8 protein-coding genes and 6 pseudogenes are annotated in these 16,094 nt (G+C 56.3%); 6 read left to right on the forward strand and 8 right to left on the reverse strand.

All coding sequences use genetic code 11. The annotated features are described in order from the left end of the window. From nadD to TKWG_RS08315, 3 genes and pseudogenes are all read right to left on the reverse strand, one after another. Window positions 1-588: a nicotinate-nucleotide adenylyltransferase gene (nadD, locus tag TKWG_RS08305; protein ID WP_014750413.1), complete on the reverse strand. Its 588-nt coding sequence runs from the start codon at window positions 586-588 to the stop codon at window positions 1-3. After that, window positions 585-1,867: pseudogene (purD, locus tag TKWG_RS08310) on the reverse strand (phosphoribosylamine--glycine ligase). Before purD ends, nadD begins: the two are co-directional and overlap by 4 nt. Window positions 1,868-1,875: 8 nt before the next feature. After that, window positions 1,876-2,612, reverse strand: a pseudogene (locus TKWG_RS08315) (YebC/PmpR family DNA-binding transcriptional regulator). Window positions 2,613-2,861: 249 nt separating this feature from the next. On the opposite strand from TKWG_RS08315, the gene TKWG_RS08320 reads away from it, so the two are divergent. Further along, window positions 2,862-4,355, forward strand: a complete 1,494-nt coding sequence (locus TKWG_RS08320) for a helicase HerA-like domain-containing protein (protein ID WP_014750417.1) — start codon at window positions 2,862-2,864, stop codon at window positions 4,353-4,355. Between the two features lie 109 nt (window positions 4,356-4,464). Here TKWG_RS08320 and TKWG_RS23800 read toward each other — a convergent pair whose 3' ends face one another. Then, window positions 4,465-4,704: a hypothetical protein gene (locus TKWG_RS23800; protein ID WP_014750418.1), complete on the reverse strand. Its 240-nt coding sequence runs from the start codon at window positions 4,702-4,704 to the stop codon at window positions 4,465-4,467. Beyond that, the gene (locus TKWG_RS23805) at window positions 4,689-5,078 is read right to left on the reverse strand and encodes a MarR family winged helix-turn-helix transcriptional regulator (RefSeq protein ID WP_014750419.1); all 390 of its coding nucleotides are present in this window, start codon (window positions 5,076-5,078) and stop codon (window positions 4,689-4,691) included. The genes TKWG_RS23800 and TKWG_RS23805 overlap by 16 nt, the downstream gene beginning before the upstream one ends. Window positions 5,079-5,223: 145 nt before the next feature. On the opposite strand from TKWG_RS23805, the pseudogene TKWG_RS08330 reads away from it, so the two are divergent. After that, a pseudogene (locus TKWG_RS08330) lies at window positions 5,224-6,203 on the forward strand (quinone oxidoreductase family protein). 59 nt (window positions 6,204-6,262) lie between these two features. Here TKWG_RS08330 and TKWG_RS08335 read toward each other — a convergent pair. Continuing rightward, the gene (locus tag TKWG_RS08335) at window positions 6,263-7,210 is read right to left on the reverse strand and encodes a LysR family transcriptional regulator (RefSeq protein WP_014750420.1); all 948 of its coding nucleotides are present in this window, start codon (window positions 7,208-7,210) and stop codon (window positions 6,263-6,265) included. A 105-nt stretch (window positions 7,211-7,315) separates the two neighbouring features. On the opposite strand from TKWG_RS08335, the gene TKWG_RS08340 reads away from it, so the two are divergent. Then, window positions 7,316-8,380, forward strand: a complete 1,065-nt coding sequence (locus TKWG_RS08340) for an aldo/keto reductase (RefSeq protein WP_014750421.1) — start codon at window positions 7,316-7,318, stop codon at window positions 8,378-8,380. On the opposite strand, the pseudogene TKWG_RS08345 reads toward TKWG_RS08340, so the two are convergent. Continuing rightward, window positions 8,359-9,370: pseudogene (locus tag TKWG_RS08345) on the reverse strand (class 1 fructose-bisphosphatase). The gene TKWG_RS08340 and the pseudogene TKWG_RS08345 overlap by 22 nt on opposite strands. A gap of 18 nt (window positions 9,371-9,388) precedes the next feature. Beyond that, a pseudogene (gene pepN, locus TKWG_RS08350) lies at window positions 9,389-12,110 on the reverse strand (aminopeptidase N). A 240-nt stretch (window positions 12,111-12,350) separates the two neighbouring features. On the opposite strand from pepN, the gene TKWG_RS08355 reads away from it, so the two are divergent. From TKWG_RS08355 to aroG, 3 genes and pseudogenes are all read left to right on the forward strand, one after another. Further along, the gene (locus TKWG_RS08355) at window positions 12,351-13,043 is read left to right on the forward strand and encodes a DUF4136 domain-containing protein (RefSeq protein ID WP_014750424.1); all 693 of its coding nucleotides are present in this window, start codon (window positions 12,351-12,353) and stop codon (window positions 13,041-13,043) included. 13 nt (window positions 13,044-13,056) lie between these two features. After that, window positions 13,057-14,513: pseudogene (gene tldD, locus TKWG_RS08360) on the forward strand (metalloprotease TldD). A 455-nt stretch (window positions 14,514-14,968) separates the two neighbouring features. Next, window positions 14,969-16,042, forward strand: a complete 1,074-nt coding sequence (gene aroG / locus TKWG_RS08365; RefSeq protein WP_014750425.1) for a 3-deoxy-7-phosphoheptulonate synthase AroG — start codon at window positions 14,969-14,971, stop codon at window positions 16,040-16,042. The last annotated feature ends 52 nt before the right edge of the window (window positions 16,043-16,094 follow it).

Below are 16,094 nucleotides of genomic sequence, written 5' to 3' on the forward strand. Positions count from 1 at the left end.
CTATCGGTAAAGTCCGTGAGTATTAATGTAATCCAGAACGGGCGCGGGAACAAACGCCGAGGCATCCTGCCCTTGCTGAATGCGGGAGCGGATCTCGGTGGAGGACACATCCATGGCCTTGAAGGGAAGGGTGATCAGGCCTTTGCCATCCCGTCGCAACAAGGCGTCCAGTTCCTGCGGGATATGCAAGGGATAACCGGTGCGCCAGGCTACGGTTAGCGTAACGTAGTCTGTAATTTCCTGCCAGTTCTGCCAGGTGCAGAAATTGTTGAGCTGATCGGTGCCCAAGAGCCAGTAGTACTTTGCATTACGCGGCAGATTGCGCAAGGTGTCGATGGTGTAGGTTGCCCCTTCCCGATTGATTTCTATATCGTTGATCACAATGCCGGGTTCATCGGCGATTGCCAGCGCCAGCATTTCCAGGCGCTGGGCACCGCTGATTCGCAGCGGCTGCTTCTGCCAGGGGTTGCCGGCAGGAATCAGTTGCACCTCGTCCAGGTTGAGCGCATGCAATGCCGTCCTGGCCATGGCCAGGTGAGCCAGATGGACTGGATTGAAGCTGCCGCCCAGGAGTCCGATTTTTTTCATGCCGGCTTCAGGGCGCGCCAGCCGATATCCTTGCGGTACTGGCTGCCGTCAAAGCGGATCTGCTCAAGGGTTGCATAGGCAATGTCGCGGGCAGCAGCAGGCGTATCGCCCAGCGCTGTCACACATAACACCCGGCCCCCCGAGGTTTGCAACACCCCCTCCTGCAGGTGGGTGCCGGCATGGAAGGTCACGCAGTCGGCGCTGGCGCCGGGAATATTGGTGATGGCATCGCCCGTACGGGGTGTGCCAGGGTAATTGTGTGAGGCCATGACCACGCCCAGGGCGGTGCGCGGGTCCCAGTCAATCTGCGCCTGGTCCAGCGTGCCGGCAATGGCGTGTTCCACGACCTCGGAAAAGTCGTTACGGATGCGCATCATGATGGGCTGGGTTTCCGGGTCACCCATGCGGCAGTTGAACTCCAGCACCTTGATCGGGCGGGTCGCGTCCGGGCCGTCACCGATCATTACGCCGGCATACAGAAAGCCGGTATATTCAATCCCGTCGCTGGCCATGCCCTTGATGGTCGGCCAGATGACTTCGTCCATGATGCGCTGATGCAGTACTTCGCTGACGATGGGAGCCGGGGAGTAGGCACCCATGCCGCCGGTGTTCGGACCCTTGTCGCCATCAAGCTGGCGCTTGTGGTCCTGACTGCTGGCCATGGGCAGCACATGCGTGCCGTCGCACATGACGATAAAACTGGCTTCTTCGCCTTCCAGGCAGGCTTCGATTACCACGCGAGCGCCGGCGCTGCCCAGAGAGCCGTCGCCCAGCATACTGTCGATGGCGGCATGCGCTTCGTCTTCAGTTTGCGCCACAACCACGCCTTTGCCGGCAGCCAGTCCATCGGCCTTGACCACAATGGGCGCGCCTTGCTCACGCACATACTGATGCGCGGCTTGCGGATCGGTAAAGGTCGCATAGGCAGCCGTGGGGATATGATGTCGCAGCATGAACGCTTTGGCAAAGTCCTTGGAACTTTCCAGTTGCGCGGCAGCCTGGGTCGGGCCGAAAACGGCCAGGCCCTTGCTGCGAAACAGGTCTACTGCACCGGCAGCCAGGGCGCTTCCGGACCGACTACTGTAAGTGCGATCTGTTCATCCAGCGCAAATTGCGCCAGTTGCTGCAGATCGGAGATCGGCAGGCTGGTGAGGGCCGGATCGGTGGCAGTGCCGCCGTTACCTGGGGCGACAAATACAGTTGAAATACGTGGCGACTGCGCAAGACGCCAGGCGATGGCGTGTTCGCGTCCACCGTTACCAATTACAAGTGCCTTCATGGGGTATCTTATCCTTCTTCGGTTTCATTGAAGACAGCGGTGGTGTACACCTCCTGCACGTCATCCAGGCTTTCGAGCTGATCAAGAATTTTCTGCATTTTTTTTGCGTCCTCGCCGGTCAGCTCCGTTTCGTTCAGCGGCTTCATGATGACGCCTTCCATTTCCGGTTTCAGGCCGGCCTTTTCAAAGGCGGCGCGCACATCGGAAAACAGGGGGGGCTCGCACAACACCTCGATCAATCCTTCCTCGTCGGTCACCACGTCTTCGGCGCCGGCTTCCAGCGCCACTTCAATGATCTGGTCTTCGGAATAGTCGGGGCTGAAAATAAACTGGCCGCAATGCTTGAACATAAAGGCCACCGAGCCGTCCTGACCCAGGTTGCCGCCATGCTTGGTAAGCGCATGGCGCACATCGGACACCGTGCGGGTCCGGTTATCCGTCATGCAGTCGACGATAACGGCAGCGCCGCTGATGCCATAACCTTCATAACGGATGGATTCATAGTTTTCGCCATCGGCCCCGCCAGCGCCGCGTGTAATGGCGCGCTGGATGTTGTCTTTTGGCATATTGGCAGCCGTGGCTTTGTCCCAGGCCAGGCGCAAGGCCGGGTTGGTATCCGGATCGGGCCGCCGGCACGCGCAGCGACCGTGATCTCACGAATGATTTTTGTCCAGATTTTTCCACGCTTGGCATCCTGGCGACCTTTGCGGTGCTGGATATTTGCCCATTTACTGTGACCTGCCATGGTTTGATTAACTCTTGAAGTAGCAAAATAAAGAATTTTACCCTGAACAGTCATAAACTTTTATAGAATACGGCTTGTTTACGTCGTTTTACCGACATTCGGGCGGGATGGCTGCCCCGGGCAGCGTCGCGATTGGTCCGGGCTTCATCGTATATGCTACATCGCAGCGCCGGCAGGGGATAGTGCAACGCGCACGGAACCGGGCTCGGAAAGCGTCATCAGCACGTTAATCGATACAAAGGGAAATTCATGGCAGATCCGGTACTTATAGCAAAAAGTGGGCAGGCAGATGTCGTCATCCTGCCACAAATGGCCAATCGTCACGGTTGCATCACGGGGGCGACCGGCACCGGCAAAACGGTCACGCTTCAGGTGCTGGCCCAGTCGTTTTCCCGCCTGGGAACACCAGTATTCATGGCGGACGTCAAGGGTGACCTGACCGGCATCTCGCAGGCCGGGGTCGATAGCCCCAAACTGCAGGAACGCTTGCAGAAATACGCTCTGCCAACCCCGCAATGGGGCGCGGCGCCTACCGTCTTGTGGGATGTATTCGGTGAGCAGGGGCATCCGGTACGCGCCACCATTTCCGATATGGGGCCTCTATTGTTGTCCCGCATGCTGGATCTGAATGATACCCAGGCAGGGGTATTGAACCTGGTGTTCAAGGTGGCCGACGATGAAGGGCAATTGCTGCTTGATCTCAAGGATCTGCGGGCGATGCTGCAAAACGTGGCGGACCGCGCCAGCGAGCTGCGGCAGAACTATGGCAACGTGTCGGCCGCTTCGGTAGGCGCCATCCAGCGCGCATTGCTGCAACTGGAGTCGCAGGGTGCCGATCACTTCTTCGGCGAACCCATGCTCGATATTCATGACCTGCTTCGCACCGATGCCAGCGGACAGGGCGTGGTCAATATACTGGCGGCGGACAAGCTGATGCAGGCGCCCAAGTTGTATGCGGTATTTCTATTGTGGTTACTGGCCGAGATCTACGAAGCCTTGCCGGAAATCGGCGACCCCGAGAAACCACGCTTGGTGTTTTTCTTTGACGAAGCTCATTTGCTGTTTACCGATGCCCCCGAGGCGCTGCTGCAGAAAATCGAGCAGATTGTGCGGCTGGTGCGCTCCAAGGGCGTAGGCGTGTTTTTTGTGACACAAAATCCGCTGGACATTCCCGATACGGTCCTGGGACAGCTGGGCAACCGGGTACAGCATGCGCTGCGTGCCTTTACGCCACGGGATCAGCGTGCGGTGAAAACGGCCGCAGAAACCATGCGTCCCAATCCCGATTTGGATATTACCCAGGCAATTGCGCAATTGGGTGTTGGTGAAGCCCTGCTGTCCTTTCTGGATGCCAAGGGCAGCCCAGGTATTACGCAGCGCGGCTGGGTCCTGCCGCCGGCCAGTCGTATCGGCCCTGCCACCGATGCGGAACGCCAGGCGTTACGCAGTCAGTCGCAATTTGGGGGTAAATACGATAAGCCCGTCGATCGGGAATCGGCGTTCGAGGTGCTGGCCAAGCGGACCGACGAAAAAAATACGGAGCAGGCATCAGCCAAATCGGCAGGTGGTGCAGAAGATGAGGGGCTCCTGGGCATGGTCAAGGACCTGATGATCGGTTCTACCGGTCCGCGCGGCGGTCGTCGTGATGGCGTCGTGCAGCAGGTGGCCAAAAGCTATGTGCGCGGCGCTGCACGGCAATTGATTCGCGGCGTACTGGGCTCGCTGGTTGGTAAACGTCGGTAGATCGTCGGCGGCAGGCTGCCGCCGCTACTCTGGTGGGCGCGCGGCCAGGCCGTGCGTCGATGCCATCTGTGATCCGCCTCATTGCGGCGGCTGCCAATAATGTGCGAAATCAGGTTGATGACGGGGTGTTGTTACAGGACAGGACGCAGCCCTCGTCGTTCTCAAGTTCCTTGAGCAGTCGCTCGTAAGTCTCGGTGTTGCCATTTTGCTGCATTCGTTGCAAAAAGCTGATCAGCAGCGTGGTTTCTTCGTTTGTAAATCCCTTGAGGTGAGCATTGAGCGCCCGCGAGACTGCTGGCATCAGTTTTTCGGTAACTGTATGGCCTTTTTCCGTCAGTTCCAGTTCCACGACACGGCGATCATTTGTAGAACGGCGACGCTTGAGAAAGCCTTTTTCTCCAGGCGGTCCAGCGTGCGGGTCATGGCCCCGGTATCGACCTCTGCGGTGCGTGCGACGCTGGCCGGCGTATTGGCTTTCTCCAGCCCGATAATGGCAATCGGGTGCCATTGCGAAGCCGTCAGGCCCAGCGGCTCCATTTCCGCTTCAATCATTTGCGAGATCGAATGAAAATTGAGCCGGATCAGATAGCCGATATTCTTGAGGCCTCTGTTGTTTGCCGCATTGGTATAAAAAGGGCCGCAAGCCTCGCTGATCGCGTTGGACTCGAGCACAGGATCCTGTTTGGCGGCGTCAGGAGAAAGGGGAGGATTGCCTTTGTTCATTTTAATTGCTGCCTAAGCAGATTTTGACTGTATCATAATAATTATTTTAACTGACTCCGTTGATTTAATACAGCGTATCGTCTTAAATACACTAATCTGTTTCATCCATTGTGGCTAATAGAAAACTCAGGAGGGTAGGGTGGCAATGTCTTCAAGAAAAGTAGAGATCAGCGAACACGGCGATGTCGGGGTCATGAAAGTGATTACCGAAGAGGTCGGCGCGCCGGCGGATAATGAAGTGCAAATCGTACAAAAGGCGATCGGCCTCAATTTCATCGATATTTATTATCGAACCGGTCTTTATGCGCAATCGCTGCCGCACGGACTGGGTTTTGAAGCCGCCGGTATCGTCGCGGCCGTGGGCAGTCGCGTCACACACCTGAAAAAGGGCGATCGCGTCGCCTATGGGCAAAGCCCTATCGGCGCGTATGCTGAGCTGCGTAACGTGCCTGCTGTCAACGTGCTCAAGATTCCGGATTTTCTGTCGTTCGATGAAGCGGCGGCGGTGATGCTCAAGGGCCTGACCGTCCAATATCTGTTCCGGCAAACATACCGGTTGCAGGGACATGAAACCATTCTGTTTCATGCTGCGGCAGGGGGCGTGGGTCTGATTGCCTGCCAGTGGGCCCGGGCCTGGGTGTAAAGCTGATCGGTACCGTCTCCAGTCCTGAAAAATCGGATATCGCCCTGGCGCACGGTGCGTGGGCAACCATCGACTACAGCAAGGAAGACGTGGTCGAACGCGTGCTGTCGCTGACCAATGGCAAGAAAGTGCCGGTTGTTTATGATGGCGTGGGCAAGGACACCTGGGAGCGCTCGCTGGACTGCCTGCAGCCGCGTGGTCTGATGGTCAGCTTCGGCAACGCATCCGGGGCGGTGACTGGCGTCAATCTGGGTATTCTGGCCAGCAAGGGCGCGCTGTACGTGACCCGGCCGACCCTTGGTCCGCACGTGGACACGGCTGAGAAACTCAAAGCCGCTTCCGATGAGCTGTTTGACATGATCCGCAGCAAGAAAATCAAGGTGCAGATCGATCAGCGCTACAGCCTGGAAGATGTCGGAGAAGCGCATCAGGCGCTGGCCGCGCGTAAGACGACTGGCGCAACCGTGATTACGCTGGATTAGGCTGAATCAGGCTGGCGGGTTTTGACAACGGGCCGTGGTAACAAGGCCCGTTGTCTTTCTTACTCGTCACCCATCAGCGCCTGGCGGGTGTCTTCGCTTTCAAGCTGGGTCAGCCACCAGTGCAGGCCTTTGCCGACGGCGCGCCCATGAGCGGGCTTGCGCCAGGCATAATTACTTTGCACGACACGTGGGCAGGCTGCGACTTTTTTGATAATCAGTTCGCCGGTTTCCAGATAGGGCTTGGCGTGCGAGTAGGGTAGAAAACCGCAGCCCAGGCCCATGCGGTGCGCCAGCACCTTGGCATGCAGATTGGGCACGGTAAAGACTCTTTGCATCGCCTGTACGCCATAGGAAATACGGCGCGCGTATCGTGCTGAATCCGCAGCAGCCACAGACTGGTATTGGGCGATCAGCTGCTCCTCAAGTGGTTCTGGCGCGGCGGCCAGCGGGTGCTGGGGCGATACAACAAACACAAATGAAATTTTGCTGAGCGGCATAGAATGAATGTCCGAGCTTTGCAAGGTGCTGCTCACGCCAATGGCCAGATCCGAATGGCCTGCGATTAGTGTTTCCCACGTGCCATCCAGTACTTCCTCGCGGATACGTAACTGCGTAGGCACATTGAGTGCGAAAAATTTTTCACACAGTTCAAACAGCACCTTGCGCGACACGATCGTGTCGGCGCTAATCGTCAGCAGCGGCTCCCAGCCGGTTGCAATGCGTTTGACGCGGTGGGCGATCTGCTCCACCGAGTTCAGCAATTGTCGTCCTTCGTCGATCAGTTCCCGGCCTGCTGGGGTTAGCGCGGCATGTCTGGACTTGCGATCAAACAGCAGGACGTCCAGCGCATCTTCAACCTGTCTGACGCGATAGGTCAGGGCGCTGGGGACCAGATTCAATTCGCGGGCGGCGGCGGCAAAACTGCCTTTTTCCGCGATCAGCACCAGCATCTGGATGGTTTCCGGCGTCAGAACCTGATGGATTTCTCTGGTAGGGGGCGTGTTCATGTTGCTTTCGCTGGAGGATAGATCTTCTGATTATATGTTCAAATTTTTTGCTGCACCAAAGTCGCATTACAATCGGACAAGTTCTCTTAATTGCGAAGGATGGTTATGCAGAAAATAAAGTTGGGTAAAAGTGATCTTGAAGTGACCGATATTTGCCTGGGTACGATGACGTTTGGCGAACAGGTCAGCGAGTCTATTGCATTTGAAATATTGGATCTGGCCATCGACCAGGGTGTCAATTTTCTGGATACGGCCGAAATGTACGCCGTGCCAACCCGAGAGCAAACTTTTGGTGCGACCGAGACAATTATCGGCAACTGGTTCAGCCGCCGTCCGCAGGCGCGCCAGTCGGTCGTGCTGGCCAGCAAGGTTGCCGGGCCGTCGCGTGGCATGCCCTGGGTGCGCGAAGGCGAAGGACTGACGGCCGCCGATATCGTTCGTTCCTGCGAAGGCAGCCTGAAACGCCTGCAAACCGATTACATTGATCTGTATCAGATTCACTGGCCTGCACGGCCTGTACCGGCGTTCGGTAATCGCTATTTCGATCCGGAGAAAACCAATCCTGATCAAAGCAGCATTGAAGAGCAGTTGCGGGCCATGGACAGATTGGTGCGAGAGGGGAAAATCCGCTATGTTGGCCTGTCCAATGAAACGCCTTACGGGGTCAGCGAGTTCATCCGTATTGCCCAGGCCGAAAATCTGCCCAGAGTGGCCACCATACAAAACCCGTTCTGTTTGCTGAACCGCTCCTACGAGAACGCCCTGGACGAAACCTGCCATCATCTTGATGTGTCGCTGCTGGCCTATTCACCACTGGGTTATGGGTTGCTTACGGGGAAATATGATGAGTCTGGCACAACCGGGGAGCAGGCCCCGAAAGAGGCCAGGATCACACTGTACGAGTCGGTGCGCAAGCAGCGTTGGGGGCGTGCAGCCTCACTGGATGCGGCGCGTGTATATAATGCGCTGGCCCGCAAGCACCAGTTGACGCCGGTGCAGCTGGCGCTGGGATTTTGTAATACCAAATGGCAGGTTGCCAGCACCATTATTGGGGTCAGGACAACGGATCAGCTTAAAGAAAATCTGGCTGTCAGCGGATTTAAGCTGGACAGCCAGATCATGCAGGAAATAGATGCAATCCGGTTAAATCACTTTGATCCGGCGCAGTAATCCTTAACGCGGGCTACTTCGTTTTTGGAACCCAGCACTACGCCCACGCGCTGGTGCAACTCGGTTGGCTGGATATCCATGATCCGGTTGACCGAGTCAGTGGCCATGCCGCCTGCCTGCTCGATGATAAAGCTCATCGGATTGGCTTCATACATCAGGCGTAACTTACCCGGTTTTTTGGGATCACGCGCATCCCAGGGATACATGAAAATGCCGCCGCGCGTCATGATCCGATGTACATCGGCAACCATCGAGGCGATCCAGCGCATATTGTAGTCTTTGCCCAGCGGTCCGGTCGTGCCGGCCAGGCAGTCTTCAATGTACTGGCGCATCGGCGGCGCCAGTGGCGCATATTGGACATATTGATGGAAAACTCCTTGGTCTCTTCCGGTACACGCATATTCTCGTGCGTGAGGACCCAGCTGCCCAGTTCGCGATCCAGTGTAAAGCCCATCACGCCATTGCCGATTGTGATTACCAGCATGGTTTGCGGACCGTACACGGCATAGCCGGCCACCACCTGGCGGCTGCCCGGCTGCAGAAAGTCCTTTTCAGTTACTTCACGGCCTGAAATGTCGGCAGGCGCCTTCAGGACAGAGAAAATCGTGCCGATGGACACATTGACATCAATATTGGATGAGCCGTCCAGGGGATCGAACAACAGCAGGTATTCGCCCTTGGGGTAGCGGTTGGGAATGTGATGGATGGTTTCCATCTCTTCGGACGCCATGCCTGCCAGATGGCCGCCCCATTCGTTGGCTTCAAGCAGAATTTCATTTGACATTACGTCAAGTTTTTTCTGCACTTCGCCTGAACGTTTTCGCTTTCCAGGCTTCCCAGTACGCCGCCCAGCGCACCTTTGCTGACAGCATGGCTGATGGCCTTGCAGGCGCGTGAGACAACTTCTACCAGCAGGCGCACTTCTGCCTCTATGGCTTTATTGTTGCGCTGCTGCTCTACCAGATACTGGGTAAGGGTTTTTCGTGACATAAGGTCTCCGGAAAATAATTAAATACGCAATGCTTTGGAAACAATCTCGCTCACATTGCTGGACAGACCCGCGTGATCGCGGACCTGCTCAAGCGATGATTTCATTTGTGATTGCAGTGCAGGAGTATAGCGCGCCCAGTTATCCATGACACGTGCCAGACGGGAAGCGACCTCAGGATTGATGGCATCGAGCGCCAATACGGCTTCGGTCCACAACGCATAGCCCGAACCGTCCTGGCTATGGAAACCTTCCGCGTTGTTCATGCAGAACTGAAAGATCAGGGAACGGGCGCGATTTGGATTGCGTAATGAAAATGCCGGGTGCGCCATCAATCCGCGGATCGTTTCCGTGCGGGTGTCGGCGGCGGTTGCCTGCAGAGCAAACCATTTATCGATAACCAGTGGGTTGTGTTGCCATTTCTCGTAGAAATCAACAATGGCTTCCTGGCGTTTATCTCCGTGGTGATAGTTAACGATGGCGCCCAGCGCACCCATGCAATCGGTCATGTTCTGCGCTGCCTGGTACTGCGCCAGTGCATGCTGGCATGCTGCCTGATCGCCTGCCGCCATCAGGTACGCCAGCGCCAGGTTTTTCAGGCTGCGACGACCGGCGCTGATCGGATCGGGCTATAAGGCCCAGGCGTGTTGTTGCCCTGCAGGGTGGCGGTCCATTCGGAGGCAGCCGCTTTACCCAGGCATTCCCGAACAGCATTGCGGGCCTTGGCCAGCCATACCGGTTCTATCGGATCCATTTGCTCTGCCAGGAATTTTTCCGAAGGCAATGCCAGCAGGCGGGCACGATAACCGGCGTCCAGGCCCGCATCCTGCAGATTGTTTTTCCAAACCTGTACAAACGTTTCGGACAGGGTCGCTTGTTCACCTTTTTGCAGCACATTGGCAAGCCCCAGAATCTCGCGTGTTGCCAGCGCCTGACCCGCCTCCCAGCGGGCAAAGGGATTTGGGTCTGATTGGGCCAGGACCGCCAGTTCCGTCGCTGTCCATTCATACTGCACAATGACCGGCGCGGAAAAATCGCGCAACAATGAGGGAACGGGTTTGGCGGTGATGCCGGTGAAGGTCCAGGACTGACTTTGTTCCGTGAGTTCCAGCAGGCGTGTGTGTTCGCCGGCAGGGTCCGCAGTGGCGACATGGCCCGCGCTGTCGTTGACCTCGTTTAGCATTAGCGGCTGTCCGTCAGATGACAGCAGGCCGATAGCAAAGGGAATATGAAACGGCTTTTTCACGAAATCCTTGCGGATTTTTTCGACGCCCACCAGGGGTGTCTGCTGCGACAGGGTCAAGATCACCGTTTGCTGTCCGGCGTCGTGATGCATGGCTACTGTCACGCGTGGCGTGCCCGCCTGCGAATACCAGCGCCTGAAAACGGACAGATCGCGTTGCGGATGGGATTTTGTATAAACGTATTCCATGGCATTGACGAAATCATCGCAGGTGACAGCCTGGCCGTCATGGCGGCGAAAGTATTCATCCATGCCGTCGCGAAAGCCGGGAGCACCCAGCAGCGTGTGCTGCATACGGATTACCTCGGCGCCTTTTTCATAGACGGTAGCGGTGTAAAAATTGCCAATCGATTCGTAGCTGTCGGGTCGAATGGGATGCGCCATGGGACCTGCGTCCTCGGGGAACTGGCCGGCGCGCAATACGCTTACGTCGTCAATTCGCTTGACCGCGCGGGCACTGGCGGCCGCCTGCTCATCCAGTCCTGCGGCCATCATGTCCGCCGTAAATTCCTGATCGCGAAAGACGGTCAGACCCTCCTTCAGACTAAGCTGGAACCAATCGCGGCAGGTGACGCGATTGCCTGTCCAGTTATGGAAATATTCGTGACCGATCACGGCTTCCACAGCAGAAAAATTGGCATCGGTGGCCGTATCGGGATCGGCCAGGACATAACCTGAATTGAAAATGTTCAATCCCTTGTTCTCCATGGCGCCCATATTGAAGTCGCGCACAGCCACAATCATGAAGCGATCCAGATCCAGTTCCAGGCCGAAGCGCTTTTCGTCCCAGACCAGAGAGCGCTCCAGCGAAGCCAGTGCCCATTCGGTTTTGTCCCGGCTTCCCTTGTCGCTGTATATCTGCAGCAGCACGTCGCGGCCATTATGGGTTTTGACAGTTTTTCGCGAACATCGAAATCGCCGGCGACCAGCGCGAAAAGATAGCTGGGTTTGTGAAACGGGTCGTGCCAGACCGCTTGATGACGACCGTCAGGCAGGTCGGTTGACGACAGCAGATTGCCGTTGGACAGCAAATAGGGGTATTTTTTCTTGTCGGCAGCAAGCGTGACGGTATAAATGCTCATCACGTCCGGACGGTCCGGGAAGTACGTGATGCGGCGAAAGCCTTCGGCTTCGCACTGAGTGAAAAAGCCGCTACCTGACTTATACAGGCCCATGAAGAGGGAGTTTGCGGCCGGATCTAGTGTGGTGCAAACACGCAGTTCAAAGGAGCCGGACAGCTGGGCAATGACCAGTTGGTCCTGATTCAATTCATAGGCTTCAGCACCAAGCGCCTGACCATTCAGATACAGGGCGTCCAGACTAATGTCTTCGGCATTGAGCACCAGATCGGCAGGCGCTTTGTCTTTGGCGGTGAATCTCAGGGTAGAGGTGACGGCAGTGCGGTTTTCGTCCAGCTCGAAATTGAGCGCCACCGCATCAAGCGTAAACGGGTAGGGCTGGTAGTCGCTGCGATAGACGGTCGGACTGTTTTTTTCGATCAATTCTGTAGGCATGGTGGTCACTGTGGTGCTGGTGAACGGAAAGTGAATTTGCGGTACATCCGCCGGTATTCACTTGAAAAAAAGCGATTCGTAGCTATTTGTCCTAATTATAGGGGCTTGCCCTGAATTGGAACCTTAAAAGACGTTTTGTGTCAAAATTGGAGTACAGTTTGCGGCGCATGTCGGGCGCGGCAGGCCGCCTATGATATGAGCGTGTGAATGGCAGGAGAAAGAAGCATGCGACATCTGCAAGTGCCCCGTATTCGGAACCTCGTTTTGGCTGGGTTGTTTCTGTCAGGTTTGAGCGCCTGCTCGACAAGCAGTGAATTTACGACGCAGGTAACCTCGTTTCAGCAATGGCCCGCTGCCGTTGCAGGGCAGCACTACCGCTTTGTCGATAGCAAACAGCAGAATCTGGAGCAGGCGGCTTATACCGGCCATATTCGCAATAACATGTTCCGCACCGGCCTGACCGAAGCAATGGGCCGCCAGCGCGCCCGTTTTGAAGTTGGCTTTACCACCGGCACCGAAGTGCGGCAGCAAATGGTCCAGCGGGAAACCGGCAATTATGATTTGTATCCGACACTGGGGCTGGGCATGGGCTTTCCCTATGGTTATTATGGCAGCCCGTTTTACAGTAGCTTTGGCTTTGCCATGACGCCTCGTTATCAGCTGGTTCCGGTACCGTACCATCGCTATTCGCTTACTGTGTATATTCGTGACAGGCAGCAAAATGGCAATGAGGTATTTCGTGCCAGCGCCGTGGCCGATTCGCGTGAGCGCAGTCTGCCCGAAGTCATACCCTATCTGGCCGCTTCGGTGTTTGACCAGTTCCCCGGCCACAACGGTCAGGTTCGCACCGTTGAGTTTGAACGCAACAAGGAAGGCGTTGCAGGTATGGCGCCTCCCATTACAGTAAAGAAACCTTAGAAGACACCCATACATGAAACCTATTGAATCCGATCTCCAGGCAGTCGCAACGGCAAAATCCCTGCTGCTGGATCCCTGGGACCTGAATGAAAACCATATGGCTGCCGCGCTGGCCGAGATTTTTACCCATAAAGTCGATTACGCCGACCTGTATTTTCAATACACGCGCAGTGAAAGCTGGAGCCTGGAAGAGGGGATTGTCAAAACCGGCAGCTTCTCCATCTCCCAGGGCGTAGGCGTGCGGGCGCTGGCGGGCGAGAAAACCGCCTTTGCCTATTCAGACAAACTCTCGCCCGAAGCCCTTATGGAGTCGGCAACAACAGTCAAGGCGATTGCGCGGCAGGGCGAAGGGCGCATGAAGGTGATCGGCAACGGCAAAAACAAGGCGCACGACCTGTACGGCCAGGATGACCCGATTGCTGCCATGCCTGCTACCGAAAAAGTGGCGCTGCTGGGGCGGGTCGAAACCATTGCCCGTGCCAAAGACCCTCATGTGATTCAGGTCATGGCCGGCCTGGGTTCGGAATATGACGTGGTCATGATTGTCGGCAGTGATGGCCGCCTGGCTGCCGATATCCGGCCGCTGGTGCGACTGTCGGTCACCGTAATTGTTGAGCGCAATGGCCGGCGAGAAATGGGGCACGGCGGCGGCGGCGGCCGTCTGGGCCTGAACTACTTCTCGGATGCGCTGCTGCATGAATATGTAGATAAAGCGGTACACGAAGCGCTGACGAACCTGGATGCCAGGGATGCGCCGGCAGGGGAAATGACGGTTGTGCTGGGTTCCGGCTGGCCGGGTATTTTGCTGCACGAAGCCGTCGGCCACGGTCTGGAAGGTGATTTCAACCGCAAGGGTTCCAGCATTTTCTCCGATCGTATCGGTGAGCGCGTTGCCTCCAAGGGGGTCACCGTGATTGATGACGGCACAATCAAGGATCGCCGCGGTTCCCTGAATGTGGACGACGAGGGCAATCCGACGCAGCGCAATGTGCTGATTGAAGACGGTATTTTGCGTGGTTATATGCAGGATTCGCTGAATGCACGCCTGATGAAGACCAAGGTCACTGGCAATGGTCGCCGTGAGTCCTATGCTCATCTGCCCATGCCTCGTATGACCAATACCTTTATGCTGGGCGGAGACCACAATCCCCAGGATATTGTTGCGTCGGTCAAGAAAGGCCTGTATGCCGTCAATTTTGGCGGCGGGCAGGTCGATATCACCAGCGGCAAGTTCGTGTTCTCGGCCAGTGAGGCGTATATGATCGAAAATGGTCGCATCACTTATCCGGTCAAGGGCGCGACCTGATCGGCAACGGCCCCGACGCCATGAACCGGGTGTCGATGATCGGCAACGATTTGTCGCTCGACTCCGGTGTAGGCACTTGCGGCAAGGAAGGCCAAAGCGTGCCGGTAGGCGTTGGCATGCCCACCATCCGCATGGATGGCCTGACGGTTGGTGGAACAGCCTGAGTCTTTTAATTGGCGGCGTCTGCTTGCGGGGACGGCTCGGGCAGGCTGCCTTGCGAGTCTGGGCGCTGCGCAACGATGATGGCCGGGCGAACCGGCTTTTTTCGCGACAGTAGGTTCAACTACTCAAGATCAGCGCATTCTGTGGCCCGACGGGTACAGTCCTTGGTATATTTTGGCGTTGACTGCAGATTGATGCGCCGCTGTGCAAAAACCTGTGCTAGGATTGCTGTTATGAAACAAGTTAGCTACGTCTTTTTCTTTTTTTATTTTACATTTTCGACGCGATAGGCGGAGGAAAGGACGTTGCGTACTTAGCGAAAGCAGAGACAAGCTACAAGACACCAAAAGGCCGCCAGAATATCTGGTGGCCTTTTTTGTTTGGGCGATGCACTGCCTGGCTGGGCAAACTTATAACCGATTCGATTGATTGATTAACGATATATCTGGAGTTTTCCGTGTCCTACAATACCGACGATTTACGTATCCGCGAAATTAAAGAGCTTAGCCCGCCGTCCCATCTGATGCGCGAATTCACCTGTTCTGCTCAGGTGTCCAGCCTGGTGCACGATACGCGCGAGGCCATCCATCGCATTCTGCATGCCAAAGATGACCGGCTGGTTGTCATTATTGGCCCGTGTTCCATTCACGATCCGGCCGCAGCGCGCGAGTATGTAAAGCGTTTAAAGGAACAGCGCGACCGCTTCAGTGACGATCTGGAAATCGTCATGCGCGTATATTTTGAAAAACCCCGTACCACTGTGGGCTGGAAAGGCCTGATCAACGATCCGGATCTGGATGGCAGTTTCAATATCAACAAGGGTGTGCGACTGGCGCGTGAATTGCTGCTGGAAGTTAACGAGAACGGCGTGCCTGCCGGCTGCGAATTCCTGGATATGATCACGCCGCAATATATTGCTGATCTTGTATCCTGGGGCGCAATCGGTGCACGTACGACCGAGAGCCAGGTGCATCGTGAACTGGCTTCGGGCCTGTCCTGCCCTGTCGGTTTCAAGAACGGAACCGACGGCAATATCAAGATTGCCATTGACGCCATCAATGCCGCGTCGCAGCCTCATCATTTTCTGTCGGTAACCAAGGGCGGTCATTCAGCAATTGTATCTACCGTTGGTAATGACGATTGTCATGTCATTCTGCGTGGCGGCAAGGCGCCCAATTATGACGCAGAGAGCATCAACCTGATGTCCGAGCAATTGTCCAAGGCGGGCCTGGCCAGCCGGATCATGATCGATGCCAGTCACGCCAACAGCAACAAGAAATATGAGAATCAGCCGCAGGTGATCGATGATGTGGCGCAGCAGATTGAAACCGGCGACCATCGCATTTGTGGCGTCATGGTGGAGAGCCATTTGGTTGCGGGCCGCCAGGATCTGAAGGAAGGTGTCGAGCTCACTTACGGGCAGAGCATTACCGACGGCTGCATCGGTTGGGACACGTCCGTTCAGGTGCTGGAGCGTCTGGCTCAGGCCGTGCGCACGCGCCGTGAGCAGAAAACAGATATCAATACCTGAGTCCGCGTAAGCTGGATGCCGTGGCGGCAATAACGCGATTCGGCGCGTTGCG

Source organism: Advenella kashmirensis WT001, assembly GCF_000219915.2.
Classification (GTDB): domain Bacteria; phylum Pseudomonadota; class Gammaproteobacteria; order Burkholderiales; family Burkholderiaceae_B; genus Advenella; species Advenella kashmirensis.